The sequence below is a fragment of the Microbispora sp. CA-135349 genome (assembly GCF_050947365.1).
Lineage (GTDB): Bacteria > Actinomycetota > Actinomycetes > Streptosporangiales > Streptosporangiaceae > Microbispora.
Genome location: NZ_CP192001.1, coordinates 6,666,764 through 6,684,526, shown reverse-complemented (window position 1 = coordinate 6,684,526; position 17,763 = coordinate 6,666,764). Strand labels below are relative to the sequence as shown.

The 17,763-nt window shown below is 70.9% G+C and carries 15 protein-coding genes; 10 read left to right on the top strand and 5 right to left on the bottom strand.

The window, feature by feature from the left end:
* The first annotated feature begins 18 nt into the window (after positions 1-18).
* The 8 genes from cobT to ACQPZZ_RS30620 all read left to right on the top strand — a co-directional run bounded on the left by cobT (position 19) and on the right by ACQPZZ_RS30620 (position 11,332).
* Complete coding sequence (gene cobT, locus ACQPZZ_RS30655) at positions 19-1,104, top strand: nicotinate-nucleotide--dimethylbenzimidazole phosphoribosyltransferase (protein WP_432924774.1); 1,086 nt, start codon at positions 19-21, stop codon at positions 1,102-1,104.
* Between the two features lie 115 nt (positions 1,105-1,219).
* Complete coding sequence (gene cobA, locus ACQPZZ_RS30650) at positions 1,220-2,452, top strand: uroporphyrinogen-III C-methyltransferase (RefSeq protein ID WP_432924772.1); 1,233 nt, start codon at positions 1,220-1,222, stop codon at positions 2,450-2,452.
* Positions 2,449-4,815 carry a dynamin family protein gene (locus ACQPZZ_RS30645; RefSeq protein WP_432924770.1) on the top strand — a complete coding sequence of 789 codons (2,367 nt, stop codon included), beginning with the start codon at positions 2,449-2,451 and terminating at the stop codon, positions 4,813-4,815. The genes cobA and ACQPZZ_RS30645 overlap by 4 nt, the downstream gene beginning before the upstream one ends.
* 57 nt (positions 4,816-4,872) lie before the next feature.
* Entirely contained in the window at positions 4,873-6,504 is a 1,632-nt protein-coding gene (locus tag ACQPZZ_RS30640) for a GTPase (RefSeq protein WP_432924768.1), read from the top strand.
* Between the two features lie 189 nt (positions 6,505-6,693).
* Positions 6,694-7,509 (top strand): single-stranded DNA-binding protein, encoded by an 816-nt coding sequence (locus ACQPZZ_RS30635; protein WP_432924766.1) that lies wholly within the window; start codon positions 6,694-6,696, stop codon positions 7,507-7,509.
* Positions 7,510-7,831: 322 nt separating this feature from the next.
* A complete protein-coding gene (locus ACQPZZ_RS30630; protein ID WP_432924764.1) occupies positions 7,832-9,133 on the top strand; it encodes a GGDEF domain-containing protein in 1,302 nt (433 codons plus the stop codon).
* A 10-nt stretch (positions 9,134-9,143) separates the two neighbouring features.
* Positions 9,144-10,808, top strand: a complete 1,665-nt coding sequence (gene ettA, locus ACQPZZ_RS30625) for an energy-dependent translational throttle protein EttA (RefSeq protein ID WP_363640851.1) — start codon at positions 9,144-9,146, stop codon at positions 10,806-10,808.
* An 86-nt stretch (positions 10,809-10,894) separates the two neighbouring features.
* The gene (locus tag ACQPZZ_RS30620; RefSeq protein WP_432924761.1) at positions 10,895-11,332 is read left to right on the top strand and encodes an acyl-CoA thioesterase; all 438 of its coding nucleotides are present in this window, start codon (positions 10,895-10,897) and stop codon (positions 11,330-11,332) included.
* 45 nt (positions 11,333-11,377) lie between these two features.
* Here ACQPZZ_RS30620 and ACQPZZ_RS30615 read toward each other — a convergent pair whose 3' ends face one another.
* The 5 genes from ACQPZZ_RS30615 to ACQPZZ_RS30595 all read right to left on the bottom strand — a co-directional run bounded on the left by ACQPZZ_RS30615 (position 11,378) and on the right by ACQPZZ_RS30595 (position 15,143).
* Positions 11,378-12,928, bottom strand: coding sequence for a glycoside hydrolase family 13 protein (locus ACQPZZ_RS30615; RefSeq protein ID WP_432924759.1), 1,551 nt, complete (start codon positions 12,926-12,928; stop codon positions 11,378-11,380).
* A 30-nt stretch (positions 12,929-12,958) separates the two neighbouring features.
* Positions 12,959-13,342 carry a globin gene (locus ACQPZZ_RS30610; protein WP_432924757.1) on the bottom strand — a complete coding sequence of 128 codons (384 nt, stop codon included), beginning with the start codon at positions 13,340-13,342 and terminating at the stop codon, positions 12,959-12,961.
* 34 nt (positions 13,343-13,376) lie between these two features.
* Positions 13,377-14,390, bottom strand: a complete 1,014-nt coding sequence (locus ACQPZZ_RS30605) for a mechanosensitive ion channel family protein (protein WP_432924755.1) — start codon at positions 14,388-14,390, stop codon at positions 13,377-13,379.
* A 140-nt stretch (positions 14,391-14,530) separates the two neighbouring features.
* Positions 14,531-14,851 carry a hypothetical protein gene (locus ACQPZZ_RS30600; protein ID WP_432924753.1) on the bottom strand — a complete coding sequence of 107 codons (321 nt, stop codon included), beginning with the start codon at positions 14,849-14,851 and terminating at the stop codon, positions 14,531-14,533.
* 31 nt (positions 14,852-14,882) lie between these two features.
* Positions 14,883-15,143: a hypothetical protein gene (locus ACQPZZ_RS30595; RefSeq protein WP_363640861.1), complete on the bottom strand. Its 261-nt coding sequence runs from the start codon at positions 15,141-15,143 to the stop codon at positions 14,883-14,885.
* A gap of 334 nt (positions 15,144-15,477) precedes the next feature.
* On the opposite strand from ACQPZZ_RS30595, the gene ACQPZZ_RS30590 reads away from it, so the two are divergent.
* Together ACQPZZ_RS30590 and ACQPZZ_RS30585 are read left to right on the top strand one after the other, a co-directional pair.
* Complete coding sequence (locus ACQPZZ_RS30590; RefSeq protein WP_432924751.1) at positions 15,478-17,067, top strand: tetratricopeptide repeat protein; 1,590 nt, start codon at positions 15,478-15,480, stop codon at positions 17,065-17,067.
* A 21-nt stretch (positions 17,068-17,088) separates the two neighbouring features.
* Positions 17,089-17,655, top strand: coding sequence for a GNAT family N-acetyltransferase (locus tag ACQPZZ_RS30585; protein WP_432924749.1), 567 nt, complete (start codon positions 17,089-17,091; stop codon positions 17,653-17,655).
* Positions 17,656-17,763: the final 108 nt, after the last annotated feature.

Below are 17,763 nucleotides of genomic sequence, written 5' to 3'. Positions count from 1 at the left end.
CGCGCAGAAGGAGAGAACATGACGTCCCTCGGCGAGACGATCGGCGCCATCCGCCCGGTCGAGCCCGGCCCCATGGCGGAGGCAAGGGCCCACCAGGACAGGCTCACCAAGCCGAGCGGCTCGCTCGGGGTGCTCGAGGACGTCGCGGTTCGGCTCGCCGGCATCGCCGGGACGTGCCCGCCGCCGCTCCCGGCCCCGGCGGCCCTGGCGATCTTCGCCGCCGACCACGGCGTGCAGGCGCAGGGGGTGAGTCCCTGGCCGCAGGAGGTCACCGCGCAGATGGTGGCCAACTTCACGGCGGGAGGAGCCGTCGCCAACGCCTTCGCGGCGCAGGTGGGCGCGTCGGTCACCGTGGTGGACGTGGGCGTCGCGGCCGACCTGCCGCCCGCGCCCCTGCTGCTCGCCCGCAAGGTGGCGTACGGCACGGCCGACCTGTCGCAGGGCCCCGCGATGACGCGGGAGCAGGCCACCGCCGCCCTGACGGCGGGGATCGAGGTGGCCCGCGACCTGGTCGAGGCGGGCGGGCGCTGCCTGGTCACCGGCGACATGGGCATCGCGAACACCACCGCGTCGGCCGCCCTGATCTGCGCCTTCACCGGCAGGCCCGCCGCAGGGGTCACCGGGCGGGGGACCGGCGTCGACGACGCCACCTACGAGCGGAAGATCGAGATCGTACGGCGGGGGCTGCGGGCCAACGGGATCACCGAGGCGGAAGCCGTACCGGACGGGCCGGACGAGGCGCTGCGCGTGCTCGCGGCGGTCGGCGGGCTGGAGCACGCGGCGATCGCCGGTTTCGTGCTCGGCGCCGCCGCGGCCCGGGTGCCGGTCATCCTCGACGGGGTGATCGCCGGAGCGGCGGCCCTGGCGGCCGGCGCGCTCGCGCCCGACGCGATCGGCTACTGCCTGGCCGGGCACCGCTCGGCCGAGCCCGGCCACGCGGCCGCGCTGGCCCATCTGGGCCTCGAACCACTCGTCGACCTGCGGCTTCGCCTCGGAGAGGGAACCGGCGGGCTGCTCGCCCACCCTCTGGTCAGCGCGGCGGCACGGGTCATGCACGAGGTCGCCACCTTCGACTCCGCCGGTGTGGCGGACAAGAGGGAGTGACCTCCGGGGACCGGCCCGTGGACTCACAAGTCTCAACCGGTGAATGTCGCCCGAGCCCACCGGGTAGGTTTGCCTCCTAACAATGCACGTTTGACGCAATAGGGAGACTGGGGTCATGGCGCCCTACCTGCTCGGCCTTCGCCTCGATGGGCGGCGTGTGCTCGTGGTCGGCGGCGGACGCGTCGCTCAGCGACGGGTTCCCGCACTGCTCGACGCCGGAGCCTCTGTGACCCTGATCTCGCCCAGTGTCACCCCGGCGCTGGACGACCTCATCGCCGCCGGGCGGGTGATCTGGGAGCAGCGGCCGTACGAGGTCGGCGACTGCGACGGCGCCTGGCTGGTGCACGCCTGCACCGATCACCGCGACGTCAACACCGCGGTGGCCGCAGAGGCAGAGGCCAAGCGCATCTGGTGCGTGCGGGCGGACGACAAGGACGCCTCCGCGGCCTGGACCCCCGCCAGCGGACGGGTGGACGAGGTCGGCGTGGCGGTCACCGCGGGCGGCGACCCCCGCCGCGCGGCCGGCATCAGGGACGCCATCGTCGGCGCGCTGCGCGACGGCACCGTGGACGCCCGGCGGCACCGCACCAAGCCGGTCGGCGTCGCGCTCGTGGGCGGCGGCCCCGGCGATCCCGGCCTGATCACCGTCCGGGGACGTCAGCTCCTGGCCCAGGCCGACGTGGTCGTGGCCGACCGTCTCGCCCCGCGCGCGCTGCTGGACGAACTGTCCCCCGACGTCGAGCTGATCGACGCCGCGAAGGTGCCGTACGGCCGGTCGCTGTCCCAGGAGAAGATCAACGAACTGCTCATCGAGCACGCCCGCAAGGGCAGGTTCGTCGTACGGCTGAAGGGCGGCGACCCGTTCGTCTTCGGCCGCGGCGGCGAGGAGATGATCGCCTGTGCCCGGGCGGGGATCCCGGTGACCGTGGTGCCCGGCATCACCAGCGCGGTCGCGGTTCCGAGCGCCGCCGGAGTCCCGGTCACCCACCGCGGGGTGAGCCAGGAGTTCCACGTCATCTCCGTGCACGTCGCGCCCGGCGACCCCAGGTCCACCGTCGACTGGTCCGGATTGGCGCGATCGACGGGAACCCTGATACTCCTCATGGCCGTCGAACGGATCAAGGAGATCGCCGAAACGCTGGTTCGGGACGGACGTTCCCCGGAAACTCCCGTGATGGTGGTACAGGACGGTACTCTTCCGACCCAGCGAGCCGTTGCCGCCACGTTGTCGACCGTGGCGGAACGGATGACCGCGGCCGGAGTACGGCCTCCGGCGATCGTGATCGTCGGCGAGGTCGTCAAGGTCGGCCAGGAGATCGAGATGGTGCGAGCGGAGCGGGTCCCGTGAGATCGGCAGCCAGGAACACGCCCGACCACGGGACCGGTGCGGGTTCCGGCGACGCCGTGACCGAGGAGCCGGACGCCGAGGAGCCGGACGTCGGGGCTCCGCACATCGGGGGGCCGGGCCTCGGGGAGCACCCGGAGTCGCCCGGGGAGCAGACCATCGCGTTCCGCCCGATCCGCGACGACGAGCCCGCGCCGAGATCCGCACCGGAATCCGCCACGACACCGGCCCCGGAGTCCGCTTCGCGTCCATCGGGCCCGCGCGGGCCGCTGCCCGCCGCGACCGTTTCGGGAGGGACCGAGGACGACGTCGTACGGCCCGGTGGGGATCGCGAGGGCGAGGCGGCGGACGGCCACGGCGAACAGGACGCGGCAGGCGCCGAGGACGCGCAACGTGAGGACGCACGGGACCTTGAGGACATGCGGGACCTTGGGGACGACTCCGAGGGTCCGGAGGGCGCAGAAGACGCCGAAGGCGCCGCGGACGGCGACGACGCCGACGGCGCCGACGGCGCGGAGCACGCCGGGCTTGCCGAGGACGGCGGGAACCCCGATGACGCCGCGAACGGCGACGACGCCGACGTTGCTGAGGCTGCCGGGAACGCCGAGGACACCGAGGACGCCGCGAACGCCGACCGTGCCGAGCTTGATGACACGGACGACGCGGAGGACGGGGATCGGGTCCGCTCGTTCCCGATGCCGGAGCCGGTCTCGGCGGCGCTGACCGAAGCGCTCAACCAGCTCCGCACGGCCGTGAAGGGCCTGCACTTCGGTCTCGACGTGCCGGGCTCGGAGGAGGCGCGCAAGGCGCAGGCGGCGGTCCTGGCGCAGCTCGACGACTACGTCATCCCGCGCGTGCACATGAGCACCGCGCCCGCCCTGATCGTCGTGGCCGGTTCGACGGGGGCGGGCAAGTCCACCATCGTCAACTCGCTGGCCGGGCGGAAGGTCTCGGCCGCCGGCGTGCGCCGCCCGACCACGGCGACGCCGGTGCTCGCCTGCCATCCCGACGAGTACGAGTGGTACGCACGGGGCGATCTTCTCGGCGGCCTGAACAGGCTCGACGAAGCCACGCGGGACGCCCCGCCCGGCAGCGTGGTGCTGACGTCGAGCCCGTCCCTGCCCCGGGGGCTCGCGCTGCTCGACACGCCCGACATCGACTCCGTCGTGGAGGAGCACCACGAGATCGCGCACCGCATGCTGGACGCCGCCGACCTGTGGGTGTTCGTCACCACGGCGTCCCGGTACGCCGACGCACCGTCCTGGGGCCTGCTGCGCCGGGCCAAGGAACGCGGGGCCCGCCTGGTCATCGTGCTGTCCCGCGTGCCGCCGAAGTCCCGCGAGGTCGTCGTCAAGCACTTCGGCCGGATGTTGAAGGAGTACGGCCTAGGCGAGGTCGAGTGCTTCGTCATCAACGAGACGGTCGTACGGGACGGGCACCTGCCCGAGATCGAGATCGCCGATCTGCGCATGTGGCTGTCGACGCTGTCGGCCGACGACGAGCGGCGGGAGACGGCGGTCAAGGCGACGCTCAACGGCGTGCTGAACAGCTTCCGCACCCGGTTGCCCGCGCTCGCCCGGCATCTCGAGACCCAGGTCGCCCTGCGGGCCGACCTGCGCTCCGACGTCGACGCGGCCTACATGGGCGCTCTGACGCGGATCGACGAGGCGACCAGGGACGGCTCGCTGCTGCGGGGGGAGGTGCTCGCGCGGTGGCAGGACTTCGCCGGCTCGGGCGACCTCATGCGCACGCTCCGGTTGCGTCGCGGCGCCAAGGGGCACCAGCAGGGGCCCGAGCGGGTGGCGGGGCTGAAGGCCGCCCTGCGGGCGGGCCTCGAAGCGCTGGTCAATTCGGCCGTTCAGCAGGCCGCCGAGGAAGTCGTGGCGCGCTGGCGGCAGCGGGCCGGCGCGGGCGACCGGCTGGCCACGACACCGGGGCTCGGCCGCCCGTCGGAGGAGGTCGCCCGCAGGACCACCAGGACCGTCACCGCCTGGCAGGACCACGTCACCGAACTGATCCGCACCGAGGGCGTGACCAAGCGGTCGGTGGCCAAGCTGGTCTCCTTCGACGTGGAGTCGCTCTCGCTGATCTTCATGATCGCCCTGCTCGGGTACGGCGCCACGGACGCGCCGGCGGGCACGGGGGCCGGCGCACTGCCGCAGCGGCTGCTGCGCGGCCTGCTCGGCGCCGAGTCGCTGCGCAACATCAGCGCCAAGGCCCGCAGCGATCTGCGCGCCCGCGTCGGCCTGCTCTTCGACGAGGAGACCCTCCGGTACGTCGACGCGCTCGACAGCGCCGGAATCCCGGACGAGGCCGCGGCGACGCGGCTGTACCAGGCAACCTACAACCTGGAAATCGCACGATGACGGAGCCGATCCGGCAGACCCGCTCGGGTACGCCTCGGGCACCACGGTGAGGAATCCATGACGGCTGTCAGCACCGCCGAAACGCAGCACGGGCTCGGCTCCAGGCTCGCCGCCCTGGCCAAGATCGTCGAGTTGGGGCAGGGCCGCCTCGACCCGGCGCTGGTCACGGAGGCGGCCCAGCTCCTGCTGCGCGCGGGCGACCGGCTCAAGCTGTCGTCAGGCCACACGGTCGTCGCGCTCGCCGGTGGCACGGGCAGCGGGAAGTCGTCCCTGTTCAACGCCATCTCCGGGCTGGAGCTTTCGCCCATCGGGGTACGCAGGCCGACCACGGCGCGCACCCACGCCTGCGTCTGGGGGATCGACGGCGCGGGCCCGCTGCTCGACTGGCTGCAGATCCAGTGGCGGCACCGGTTCGCCCGCGCCAGCGCCCTCGACAAGGGCGAGAGCCAGTTGCACGGGCTGATCCTGCTCGACCTGCCCGACCACGACTCGATCCGCGCGCTCACCGACCACGAGGCCCACCGGCTGATCCAGGTGGCCGACCTCGTCGTGTGGGTGCTCGACCCGCAGAAGTACGCCGACGCCTCGGTGCATCGGCGCTACGTGGCCGAGCTGACCGGGCACGACGCGGTGACGGTCTTCGTGCTGAACCAGTCCGACCGGCTCTCCCCGGAGGAGCAGGCCGAATGCGTGACCGATCTGGAGGATCTCCTCCGGCGTGAGGGCATCGCCCATCCCCGGGTGGTCGCGACGTCCGCCACCACCGGCAAGGGCGTGGACGGCCTGAAGGCCGTCCTGGCCGAGTCCGTCGCCGCCAGGCGGGCGGCGTACCAGCGCCTCGAAGCCGACCTCGACCGGCTGGTGCTGCGCCTGGTGAAGGACATGCCGGAGTCGCTGCGGGTGGAGCCCGCGGTGGACGGCGCGCGGCGCTCCGGCCTGGTCGAGGCGCTGTGCGACGCGATCGGCGTGTCCGCTCTCGGAGAGGCCCTCGAGAACGTGTACGCCGTCCGCTCGGCCGACTGGGTCGGCTGGCCGTACGCGCGCTGGGCGGCCCGGCTGCGGCCAGATCCGCTCAAGAGCCTGCGCCTCGGGGCCGTGAAGGACGACATCCGCGGCCTCGTCGCGAGTTCGGTAACCGCTCAGCCCGCCGAGGTGGAAAACGCGGTACAGACGCTCGCCGACGGGCTCACGGCCGGCATGCCCGAGGTGTGGCGCAGCGGTGTGCGCGAGGCCGCCCGCTCCCGGGCGGACGAGCTTCCCGAGGCGCTGTCGGACGAGTTGTCGCAGGTCGCCCCGCCGCTCGACCGAGTGCCCGCCTGGTGGTGGCTGCTGAAGATCTGGCAGTACCTCCTGGTGGTCATGTTCGTGGCGAGCCTCGCCTGGGCGGGCGCCATCGTCGCGTACGGCGTGTTCAAGGCCGGCAGGCCGCCGGCCGCGGTCCTCGGCGACGTGGCCGTGCTGCCCTGGGTGGGACTGATGGTGATCAGCGTCCTCGGGCTCGGCCTGTTCTCGGCCATGGCGAGCAGGAATTTCGTGGTGCTCGCGGCGGGCAAGGAACGCGACCGGCTGGAGCATGACATGAGACGCCGGGTGGGCGTCCTGGCACAGGACATGGTCGTCCAGCCGGTCGAACGCGAGCTGAACCGCTACAACGAGTTCTTCGGCGCGATGGCGGCCACCCGGCGCTGAACGGCCTTCCTGCCCGTGCGCGGACGACCCGCGCCCGCGGCGGACCGCCGTTTCCGATGCGTCGGCCGGGAGCGTTGTCCACAGGCGCGGGTTCGTCCACAGAACGCGTTTCTGGGCCGTGCGAGGGTGCCGGCGGCGGCCAGGGTGTCACCCGGGCCCGGCGAGTGACCGGGCCGGGGAGGCACTTCCATGAACGACATCTACGTCACGCTGAGCGGGAACGTCACCGACGACCCCCGGCAGTACCAGTTCCGCGACGGGTCGCGTGTCACCTCGATGCGGATGGCCGTCAACAGGCGCGTCCTCGACCAGCAGACCAACACCTGGCAGACCAGGGACACCACTTACTACACCGTGCGCTGCTATCGGGGCCTGGCGGACAACGTGCAGCAGTCGATACGCAAGGGACACCCGATCGTGGTGTACGGCAAGCTGCGGATCAAGCAGTTCGAGCGCGACGGTGAGCAGCGGTTCTGGGCGGAGATCGAGGCCGGCTCCGTGGGCCATGACCTGAAGTGGGGCATCGCCACGTTCGAGAAGCCGATCCGGGCCTACTCGGCGGGCGCGCCGAGCGACGGCGAGCGCCGGGCGATGGAGGACGCGACGCGGGAGTGGGAGCTGACCGGCCCCTCCGACCTCGGCGCGGCGCCCATCGCCGACGGAGGCGCCGACGGTGGCGGTGATGGGGGCGGGGACGAGGCATTCGACACGCTCGTCGGCGTACGAGGCACGAACGACGCCGCCCTGCCGGCCGCCGGAGCGTGGGGATTCGCCGGCATCCGCCACGACGCCGACACCCGCCACGCCGGCAGTGCCCGGCAGGCCGGCGACGCGCGACGAGCCACGGGAACGAGCGAGACGGACACGGCGGACGCCCCGGAGGCGGCTGCTCTGGCCGACTCGGCCGGTCCGGCACACGCGACGGACGGGCCCGATCGGGGACACGCGGACGACGACGCCCAGGACGGCGGGGGCGCCTGGGTCCCGAGCACTGTGGCCGCCTGAACCATGCGGGCCCTTGAACCATGGCGACCGCCTGAAGCACCAGCGCTACCTGAACCACGCGCGCCGCTTGAACCACGGAGGCCGCCTGAACCATCAGGGCTGCATGAGCACTGCGGCTGCCTGAACCACTGTGGCCGCCTGATCACTTCCGCCGGCCGCTGCGCGCCGGGAGCGGTCCGCGGGCAAACCGCCGCAGACGCCCGCCAGCCCCTCAGATGCAGATGGCCAACGTGCCAAGGTAGTGGTTCCCGTCGCGCATGGCACACTCCGCAACTATTGTGTTACTCATCGTGAGAAGGAGCTGTGGCTACTGGGGGGCGCGATGACGGCAACCGGTCAGACCTCGGCCAGGCCGCGAAGCGCGATCTGCTCGCGAAGTCGCTGGCCACTGCTGGCCCAGCCGCCCGCTCTCGTGTCCTATGTGTGCGCGATCGTGGCGCTCGACGTGGTCCTGATCGCGGTGCTGGCGAGGTCGACCGCGTTTCACGCCCCCCACCTCGCCATGTTCGGCGCGCTCACGGTGTGCGGCGTGGTGTGCATCGAGGCGACCCGCCGCCTCGGCATGCCCGCCGGCGTGTCCCGCGACCTGCTGTCCGCCTGGTGGTTGCCGGTGGCGTTCCTGCTTCCGCCGGTCTTCGCCCTGCTGGCGCCCATCCCGATGCAGATCCTGCTGCAGCTCAGGGTCCGGGCGACCGTGCTGTACCGCCGCGTGTTCAGCGCGGCGGCGATCGGGCTCGCGGCGGCCTCCGCCTCGGCCGTCTTCCACCGCTGGGTCCCCGTCCCCACGCATCTGTCCTCGGGGGAGGGAGGGCCGATCGCCGTCGCGGCGGCCTGCGCGGTGCTGTTCACGGTGCTCAACACCGCGCTGATCGCGGTAGCGGCGCACGCGTCGGACCCGGAGGGCCGCTGGGGCGAGGTCCTGTGGGACCGCGAACGCGTCCTCCTCGACGCGGTCGAGCTCTGCCTCGGCGTGCTCGTCGCGGTCGTCTGCGGGCTCAACCTGGCGCTGCTGCTCCTCGTGTTGCCGCCCGTCGTCCTGCTCCAGCGGAGCCTGCTGCACGCCCAGCTCCAGGCCGCCGCCCGTACGGACCCGAAGACGGGCCTGCTGAACGCCGCCGCCTGGCAGCGGGAGGCGGACACGGAGATCGCCAGGGCGCAGCGGACCGGGGACGCCCTCGCGCTGGTCCTGGTGGACATCGACCACTTCAAGAAGGTCAACGACACCTACGGCCACCTGGTCGGCGACCAGGTCCTCGTCCAGGTGGCGGCCACCCTCCGCACCCAACTGCGCGAGTACGACGTGGTGGGGCGGTTCGGCGGCGAGGAGTTCGTCGTGCTGCTGCCGGGCGCCGACGTGCACGAGGCGCGGCGGGTGGCCGAGCGGCTGCGCGCCCGGGTGGGCCGCACGGTGGTCCCCGCCGAGCAGGCGACGGTCACGGTCACGGTCTCCGCCGGGGTGGCCATCATGAACGTGCACGGTGAGGATCTCATCGAGTTGCTGGCCGCCGCCGACCTCGCCCTCTATCGCGCCAAAGAGCTCGGGAGGGACAGGGTCTGCCTCCCCGCCGCCCCCGTGGCCCCGCCTCCCCGCAGCGCGGACGGCGCTGCCGGTGCTATCCCCTAGGCTTGAAGGTATGCCGGAGTACATCTACACGTTGCAGCGCGTGCGCAAAGCGCACGGTGACAAGGTGGTCCTCGACGACGTCACGCTGTCGTTCCTCCCGGGGGCCAAGATCGGTGTCCTGGGCCCGAACGGCACGGGCAAGTCGACGCTGCTCAAGATGATGGCGGGGCTGGAGCAGCCGTCCAACGGCGAGGCCCGGCTGATGCCCGGCTTCACGGTCGGCATCCTGCTGCAGGAGCCGTCGCTCAACGAGTCGAAGACCGTGCTCGGAAACGTCGAGGAGGGCGTCGCCGAGACCAAGGCGATGCTCGACCGGTTCAACGAGATCGCCGAGCAGATGGCCACCGACTACAGCGACGAGTTGCTGGAGGAGATGGGCCGCCTGCAGGACGCGCTCGACCACCGCAACGCGTGGGACCTCGACAGTCAGCTCGAGCAGGCCATGGACGCGCTGCGCTGCCCGCCGCCCGACGCCGAGGTGACCACGCTCAGCGGTGGCGAGCGGCGCCGGGTCGCGCTGTGCAAGCTGCTGCTGGAGCAGCCCGACCTGCTGCTGCTCGACGAGCCCACCAACCACCTCGACGCCGAGAGTGTCCAGTGGCTGGAGCAGCACCTGGAGAAGTACCCCGGCACCGTCCTGGCCGTCACCCACGACCGATACTTCCTCGACAACGTGGCCGGCTGGATCCTGGAGCTCGACCGCGGCCGGTGCTACGCCTACGAGGGCAACTACTCCACCTACCTTGAGGCCAAGGCCGCGCGTCTGAAGGTCGAGGGCCAGAAGGACGTCAAGCGCAAGAAGCGCCTGGAGGAGGAGCTGGAGTGGGTGCGCTCCAACGCGCGCGCCCGCCAGACCAAGAGCCGAGCCCGTCTCCAGCGCTACGAGGAGATGGCCGCCGAAGCCGACAAGTACCGCAAGCTCGACTTCGAGGAGATCCAGATCCCGCCGGGCCCGCGCCTGGGCACGACGGTCATCCGGGCCGAGAAGCTGAGCAAGGGCTTCAGCGACCGGCTGCTCATGGACGAGCTGTCCTTCGACCTGCCGCGCAACGGCATCGTCGGCATCATCGGCCCGAACGGCGTCGGCAAGACCACGCTGTTCCGGATGATCACGGGTTCCGAGACTCCGGACACCGGATCCATCACGGTCGGCGAGACCGTCAAGATCTCGTACGTGGACCAGGGCAGGGCCGGCATCGACCCGAGCAAGAACGTTTGGCAGGTCGTCTCCGACGGGCTCGACCACATCAAGGTCGGCAACGTTGAGATGCCCTCGCGGGCGTACGTCGCGGCGTTCGGCTTCAAGGGCCCCGACCAGCAGAAGCTCGCCGGTGTTCTGTCCGGTGGCGAGCGCAACCGGCTCAACCTGGCGCTCACCCTCAAGCAGGGCGGCAACGTGCTGCTCCTGGACGAGCCCACCAACGACCTCGACACCGAGACGCTGTCCAGCCTCGAGAACGCGCTGCTCGACTTCCCGGGCTGCGCCGTCATCACCTCGCACGACCGGTGGTTCCTCGACCGCATCGCCACCCACATCCTGGCGTGGGAGGAGGGCTCGAACTGGTTCTGGTTCGAGGGCAACTACGCCGACTACGAGAAGAACAAGGTCGAGCGCCTCGGCGCGGAGGCGGCCCGCCCGCACCGCGTCACCTACCGCAAGCTCACCCGCGACTGAGCAGCGTTCCCCTCCCTTCGTCCGCGGGCCTTCCGTCTGCGTCCCCCGCCGCCCGGCGGGGGACGGGCGCCCGTTAGGTTTGACCGGTGACCGAGCTACGCCGTTCCCCAGAGCAGCTGACCCGTTACGTCTTCGAACGCAAGGTGCGCTTCGCCGACATCGACAGCTTCGGCCACGTCAACAACGTCCGGTTTTTCGACTACCTCGAAGACGCGCGGGTGTCCATGCTGTGGGAGCGGCCGCGTGAGGTCGACGGCCGCCGTCAGGACCTGGTGGTCGCCCGGCATGAGATCGACTACCGGCGGCCGCTGACCTTCCGCGCCGACCCCGTACGCGTGGAGATGTGGGTGACCGAGATCTCCAGTGTTCGTTTCACTCTGGTGTACGAGATCCGCGACGATGAGACGCTCTACGTCGAGGCGCGCACCGTTCTGGTCGCCTACGACGCCGCGGCGGCCCGCCCCCGCAGGCTCGACGAGGAGGAGCTCGCCTTCCTCAGGCGCTTTTCCGCCGTCGCCGCGTGACCGGCCGCGACGGCCGGAGCCGGGGCCGGTCGGGGCACGGCGAGGTCAGGCGGTGAGCAGCCAGGCCGCGGTGTCGGCGGGAAGGGCGGTGCCGTCGAGCGGGCCACTGCTGATCAGCACCTTGTCGTGGGGCGGCAGCGCGACCGCGCCTTCACCGCAGTTGATCACGCAGATGAGCCGGCCTCGCTGGAAGAACAGCGTCTCCTCCGGCGACTCCAGCCAGGTGATCGCGTCCGGCAGCGTGCCGCGCAACTCCCGCCGCGTCTGCAGCGCCCGGCGATAGAACCACAGCGTCGAGGACGGGTCGGCCGCCTGCCGCTCGGCCGTGAGGTCCGCCCAGTCCCGCGGCTGCGGCAGCCAGGACCCGCCGGATCCGAAGCCGTACGGCGGCTCCGTGCCCGACCAGGGCAGCGGCACGCGGCAGCCGTCGCGGCCCGGCACCTCGCCGTTCGAGCGCGCGAAGATCGGGTCCTGCCGGGACTCGGGGGGGAGATCGGTGACCTCCGGCAGCCCGAGCTCCTCACCCTGGTACAGGTAGGCCGAGCCCGGCAGGGCGAGCATGGCGAGCAACGCCGCGCGGGCCCGGGCCAGACCGGCCCCCGGGTCGAGCGACCCCTGGCCGTAGCGGGTCACGTGCCGTACGACGTCGTGGTTGGACAGCACCCAGGTCGGCGAGGCGACGGCGACGAGGGTGTCGTCGATGACCTTCCGGAAGGCCGTGGCCGACCAGGGGGCCTCCAGCCAGGCGAAGTTGAAGCTCTGGTGCAGCTCGTCGGGCCGCACGTACAACGCGAGATCCTCGGCCGAGTCGGTCCAGACCTCGCCGACGGCGACGCGGACGCCGGGGTAGGAGTCGAGCACTCGCCGCCAGTCGCGGTAGATGTCGTGCACGCCCGGCTGGCTCCAGATCGGCGACTTCGCGGTGAAGCCCGGGTCGGTGTCGGGCAGCCCGTCCGCCTTGATCAGGCCCATCGCGACGTCGATGCGGAAACCGTCCACGCCCCGGTCGAGCCAGAACCGCAGGACGTCGAGGAACTCCTCGCGCACCTCCGGGTTGCGCCAGTTGAAGTCGGGCTGCTCGGGCGCGAACAGATGGAGGTACCACTGCCCGTCGGGCACCTGGGTCCACGCCGGGCCCCCGAACGTCGACAGCCAGTTGTTCGGCTCTCCGTGGCCGCTTCCGCCGTCCTCGGGGCCGCCGTCGCGGAACATGTACCGCTCACGCTCCTGCGAGCCCCTGGGGGACGCCAGGGCCTTCTGGAACCAGGGGTGGGCCGACGAGCTGTGGTTCGGCACGATGTCCACCATCAGCCGCAGGCCGTGCGCGTGCGCGTCGGCGACCAGGTCGTCGAAGTCGGCCAGCGACCCGAACAACGGATCGACGTCGCGGTAGTCGGCCACGTCGTAGCCGCCGTCGGCCATGGGGGAGGGGTAGAAGGGGGTCAGCCAGATCGCGTCGACGCCGAGCTCGGCGAGGTACGGCAGGCGGTCCCTGATTCCCGCCAGGTCGCCCGTACCGTCGCCGGAGGCGTCGGCGAAACTGCGAACGTAGATCTCATAGACAACGGCATCACGCCACCAGGGGGTTGTTTCCATGAGTCTTGGGCTGCCCGCTGTTTCCGTTACTTATGCGTTGACCATGCTGTGGGCGGCGTAGACGAGGTAGTCCCACAGCTGCTTCTCATGCTCGGCCGGCAGGTCCAGGGAACGCACGGCGTCGCCCATGTGCCTGAGCCAGGCGTCCCGGGCCGCCTCGTCGATCACGAACGGCACATGGCGCATCCGCAGCCGGGGATGGCCGCGCTGCTCGCTGTAGGTCTTCGGGCCGCCCCAGTACTGCATGAGGAACAGGCGCAGCCGCTCCTCCGCCCCGGTGAGGTCCTCCTCGGGGTACATCGGGCGCAGCAGGGGGTCCTCCGCGACGCCCTGGTAGAACCGGTGGACGAGCCGCTCGAAGGCCTCCTCGCCGCCGATCGCCTCGAAGAAGGAGAGGGTCTGCTCGCTGGTCACGTTTTCAGCCTAAGGCAGTTACCGATCGGTAAGGTCAGGCGGCGAAGGCGAGGCTCTTGTCGTCGAAGGCCCGCTTCACCCGCAGGCGCAGCTCACGGGCGACCTCCAGATGCCGCGCGGGCACGGTCTTGGCGCTGATCCGGAAGATGACGGACGAGCCCGACACCGATTCCAGGCCGAAGACCTGCGGCTCCTCGACGATGACGATGTCGCGGTACTCCGGGTCCTCCCACATGTCGCTAACGATGTCCGTCAGGAGCTCGCGGACCGTCGCCACGTCGCTGTCGTACGGCACCGGCACGTCCACCAGGGCCCTCGACCAGCCCTGCGACTCGTTGCCGATCCGGGTGATCGTGCCGTTGCGCACGTACCAGACCTTGCCGTCGGCGTCGCGCAGGCGGGTGATGCGGAGCGTGACGGCCTCCACCGTGCCGACCGCCACGCCGGTGTCGATCACGTCTCCCACGCCGTACTGGTCCTCGAGCAGCATGAACATGCCGGCGATGAAGTCCTTGACCAGCTCCTGGGCGCCGAAGCCGAGCGCCACGCCGATGATCCCGACGCTGGTGAGCAACGGCGTGATGGCGATTCCGAGCTTCGCGAAGACCATAAGCGCCGCGGTGCCAAGGATCAACACGGACGCGAGGCTCCGTAGCACCGAGCCCATCGTCTCGGCGCGTGCCCTGCGGCGCTCCGTCATGATCGCCGTCGCCGCCTCCGTGCTGGTCAGCACGGCCCTGCCGCGCAGCCGCTCCGGCAGCACGCCGACGCTGGCCCGTACGGTGAGCCGGGTGATCAGCCGGTGGACGACGTTCCTGATGATCAGCGCTCCGGCCAGGATCAGGATGATCAGGACCAGCACGTCCACGACGCCTGCCACGAGCTGCACCCAGGCGGGGAAGTCCCTGTCGGGGAAGACGCTGTTCAGCACCGTGCAGAAGACGCCCTCATTGTTCTCGCACGCCGCCGCCACCTTCGCGGCCACCACATCAGGGTCGGGCACGATGGTCGGGTCTGGGTCGGGCGTCGTGGGCGACAGCGGCAACACGAGGTGGATCCCCCCTGGATCGGTTCAACGGCAGGTCATGAACGTAGCCAATACTGCCGACTGATCCGGCTTCCGTCACATCGCCGGGGAAGACGGAAGCGCGTCCCGTCCGGGGCCGCGGAGGGCGGACCGGACACGCTTCAGTGACGGTGTGGCAGGGCGCGGGCGCGCACCCGGAAGCGCGCCCGGCGTCGTTCTCCACGTGGGGGATCCCCCTCGATCACCGTCCGGCCCCACCTGCTCGACGGGGCCGGACGGCGGTCCATGACGACCGGCGGGCCGAGGGCCGCCGGTCGCGCCACGGTGCGGACGAGGTCGGGGCGGACAGGGTCGGGGCGGGCGGGACGCCGCAGCGTCGCCGTCATGCCGGGGCGGCACGACGGCCACGCTCCGCACCGGGCGTCCAGCCCGCCCCCCGAGGCCGCGGTGGATGCGGCGGCCCGCGGCGAGAGCGCTTTCACCGTGCTTCGCCATGGGGCCCGCCGCCTTCCCCTACTCGCTCACCGCGGCAAGCACGCGGGCCACCTTCGTGGCCGCTCCGGCGGGGTCGTCCGCCCGGTGCATCCGCTCACCCCACGACCACCAGTAGTCGGACGCCTGGCAGACCACGTTCTCCGTGAGGCTCGTCGCGTCGGGGTTGATCACGCGCACGTAGGCGCGGCCCGACGGGGTGCGCACGACTCGCGCGAGCAATCCCCGCGCGTCGAGTTCGGCCACCAGATGTTCCAGGCGCCGGAAATCGTCCTCCCCCACCGTAGGTCCTCCTTCATTTCCATTGCGGGTGGAATGTGTACTTTGCGTTCCCGTCTGTTCACTGTGGTGCGCCCAAGATGGCTCACAGAAGTGCTCGGGTCAACGAGGGCGAGAAGCGGTCGCGGTGAAGGAAAACCCCTGTTGGTTGAAAGAAAACCCCTATCGGGAGACGATCCTTAGTCGGCACGTTCAAGTTGGGGACTTGGCCGCACCAACCTTGGTCCATCATTATGGTGAGGGCGGAGCGCGACGAGCAGATCACTCTCCGTCACCAGTTGAGGACCGGTCGAGACCACGGGCTGCGAGTGCGGCCGGCCACGAGAGAGGGGCCGGAATGTCCGGCAGGCAACACAGGGAGACGGAAATCGCGCGCCGCATCAGGGCGCGGGGCCTGGCCGCCGGGCGCGGCCTGGCCCAGATCGCCGAGGAGATTCACAACGACTGCGGGCCACAGTTCGGCACGACCCGGATCAAGGCACATCGCCTCTCGCACGGTGTGGCGCTCGCCGACGTGATCGAGCAGGTGCGCGCTCTCTTCGAGAGGGACGGAAAAGCCGTTCCCGGCATCGGCGAGACGCTACTGTCCGCGTACGAGTCGGGCATGAAAAGGCCCGGCCCGGAGTATCTCCACTACCTGTGTTCGGTCTACCGGGTAGAACCGCTGGCCCTCGGCTTCGAAAGCCCATGCATCTGCGGCCACGGACACCTAGCCGAATTAGGTGACGGGGCCTCAGAGAAGGACAGACCTGACACTTCACCCGTTCCGTGGGGTGCACCGGCACCCTGGGGCGGCGGCACCCCTTCGGTGGACGGGGGCGAGGAGGACGAAAACGTGCTAAGGAGGACGCTGTTGAGGCTCCTCGCCGGCGGCACCGTCGGGGCGGCTGGGCTCGAAGGGCTCAACGAAGAGGTGCTCGGCGCGGTGGAGAACCTTCGGCGGCGGATGGACGAAACCATGGTGACGGCCACCGTCTCGCCGGCGATGCTCGACCAGTGGGAGCAGGCCACGGCCGGCTTCGGGCGGCAGTACATGAACACCCCGCCCGTACGGCTGCTCTGCGACGTGATGCTGGAGTTCGGCGCCGTACGCAAGGCACTGGACCGCCGCCAGCCCATCGACGTGCAGGAGCGGCTGTGCCGGATGGCCGCCCAGCTCGCCGGGCTCTCCGGCATGATCATGATCGACCTGGGAGACCAGCGCATGGCGCGCTCGTTCTTCCGCACGGGCCGGCTGGCGGCGGACGAGACCGGCGACCGGGCTCTGCGTGCCTGGGTCACCGCCCGCGAGGCGCTGGTCCCGCTCTACTACGGCGACCCGCGCGAGGCGCTCACGCTGGCGAAGAAGAGTCGCGACCTGGCCGGCCATACCCCCTGCGCCGCGCGGACCATGGCGCCGGTCGTCGAGGCGAGGGCGCTGGCGAAGATCGCGGGCGTCAACGGTTCGCGGCACGAAGTGGTCGAACAGGCCAAACGGGCCCTGCATCGCGCCAGGGCGGCCTTCCAGCAGATGAGCGACAGCGACCGGGAGGACCCGGCCTTCGGCTACACGGAGCGGCAGCTGTACTTCTACCAGGGTGACGTGCTGGTGAAGCTGGGGCAGACGGTGGAGGCCGACGTGATCCTGGAGCAGGCGCTCGCCAAGTACTCCGACGAGGACCTGCTCGACCAGACGCTGATCCGGTTCGACCGGGCGCTGTGCCGGCTTATCGAGGGCGACGTGGATGCCGCGCTCAAGCTGGGACAGCAGGCCATCGAGATGGTCGACAAGGAATACCGGACCGACCTCATGCTCAAGCCCGCGTACGACCTGGAGAAGGCCGTCAGATCGAAATTCGGCGATTCACCCCAGCTCAAGGCCTTCCGCGAGGTGATCAAGCAGAGCCGGGTCGAGATTCCGCCCGGCCTGTTCCAGGACATCGGGTGACGTGGGGACCGAGGAGGACGTGTGGCAGGAGACGCGCCGGCGGGAGATCCCGAGCCGGGAGATCCCGTGAGAGGCGGGGAGAGCGGGGTCGCGCCGCTCCGGATCCGGCGCTACCGCTGGTCCGACCTCGACGCGGTGTGGTCCCTTCATCAGATCGGCCTGGCCCAGGTGGGCGTCGTTCCGGGTGACGGCGTTTACTACGACGACGACTTCCCCCGGATCACCGAGGTCTATCTGGCGGCCGGGGGGGACTTCCTGGTCGGGGAGGTGCCCGGGGCGGGGCTCGTCGCGATGGGCGGCCTGCGGCGCATCGACGCCGACACCGCCGAGATGTGCCGGCTCCGGGTCCACCCGGAGCACCAGCGGCGCGGCTACGGCGCGCGGATCACCCGTGAGCTCGAGGATCGTGCGCGCCGGCTCGGATACACGACGTTGCGCGGTGACACCACCCTGCGCCAGGTCGCCGCGCTGGAGCTCTACCGCAAATCCGGGTGGCGGGAGTTACGGCGCGAGGTTCGCGGCGACAATGTGGTGATTTATATCGAGAAGCAGCTAAATGCCGTGGTCTCCCCACTTTTCCCCCGATAGATAATGCTTCCATCCCTTGGCGGATAGCTGATCGCTGCCAATACTTGTGCCTTGTCCGCAAGAGTGGGGAAAGAGGCATGATGAAGAAGATCATTATCCGTAAGCCGG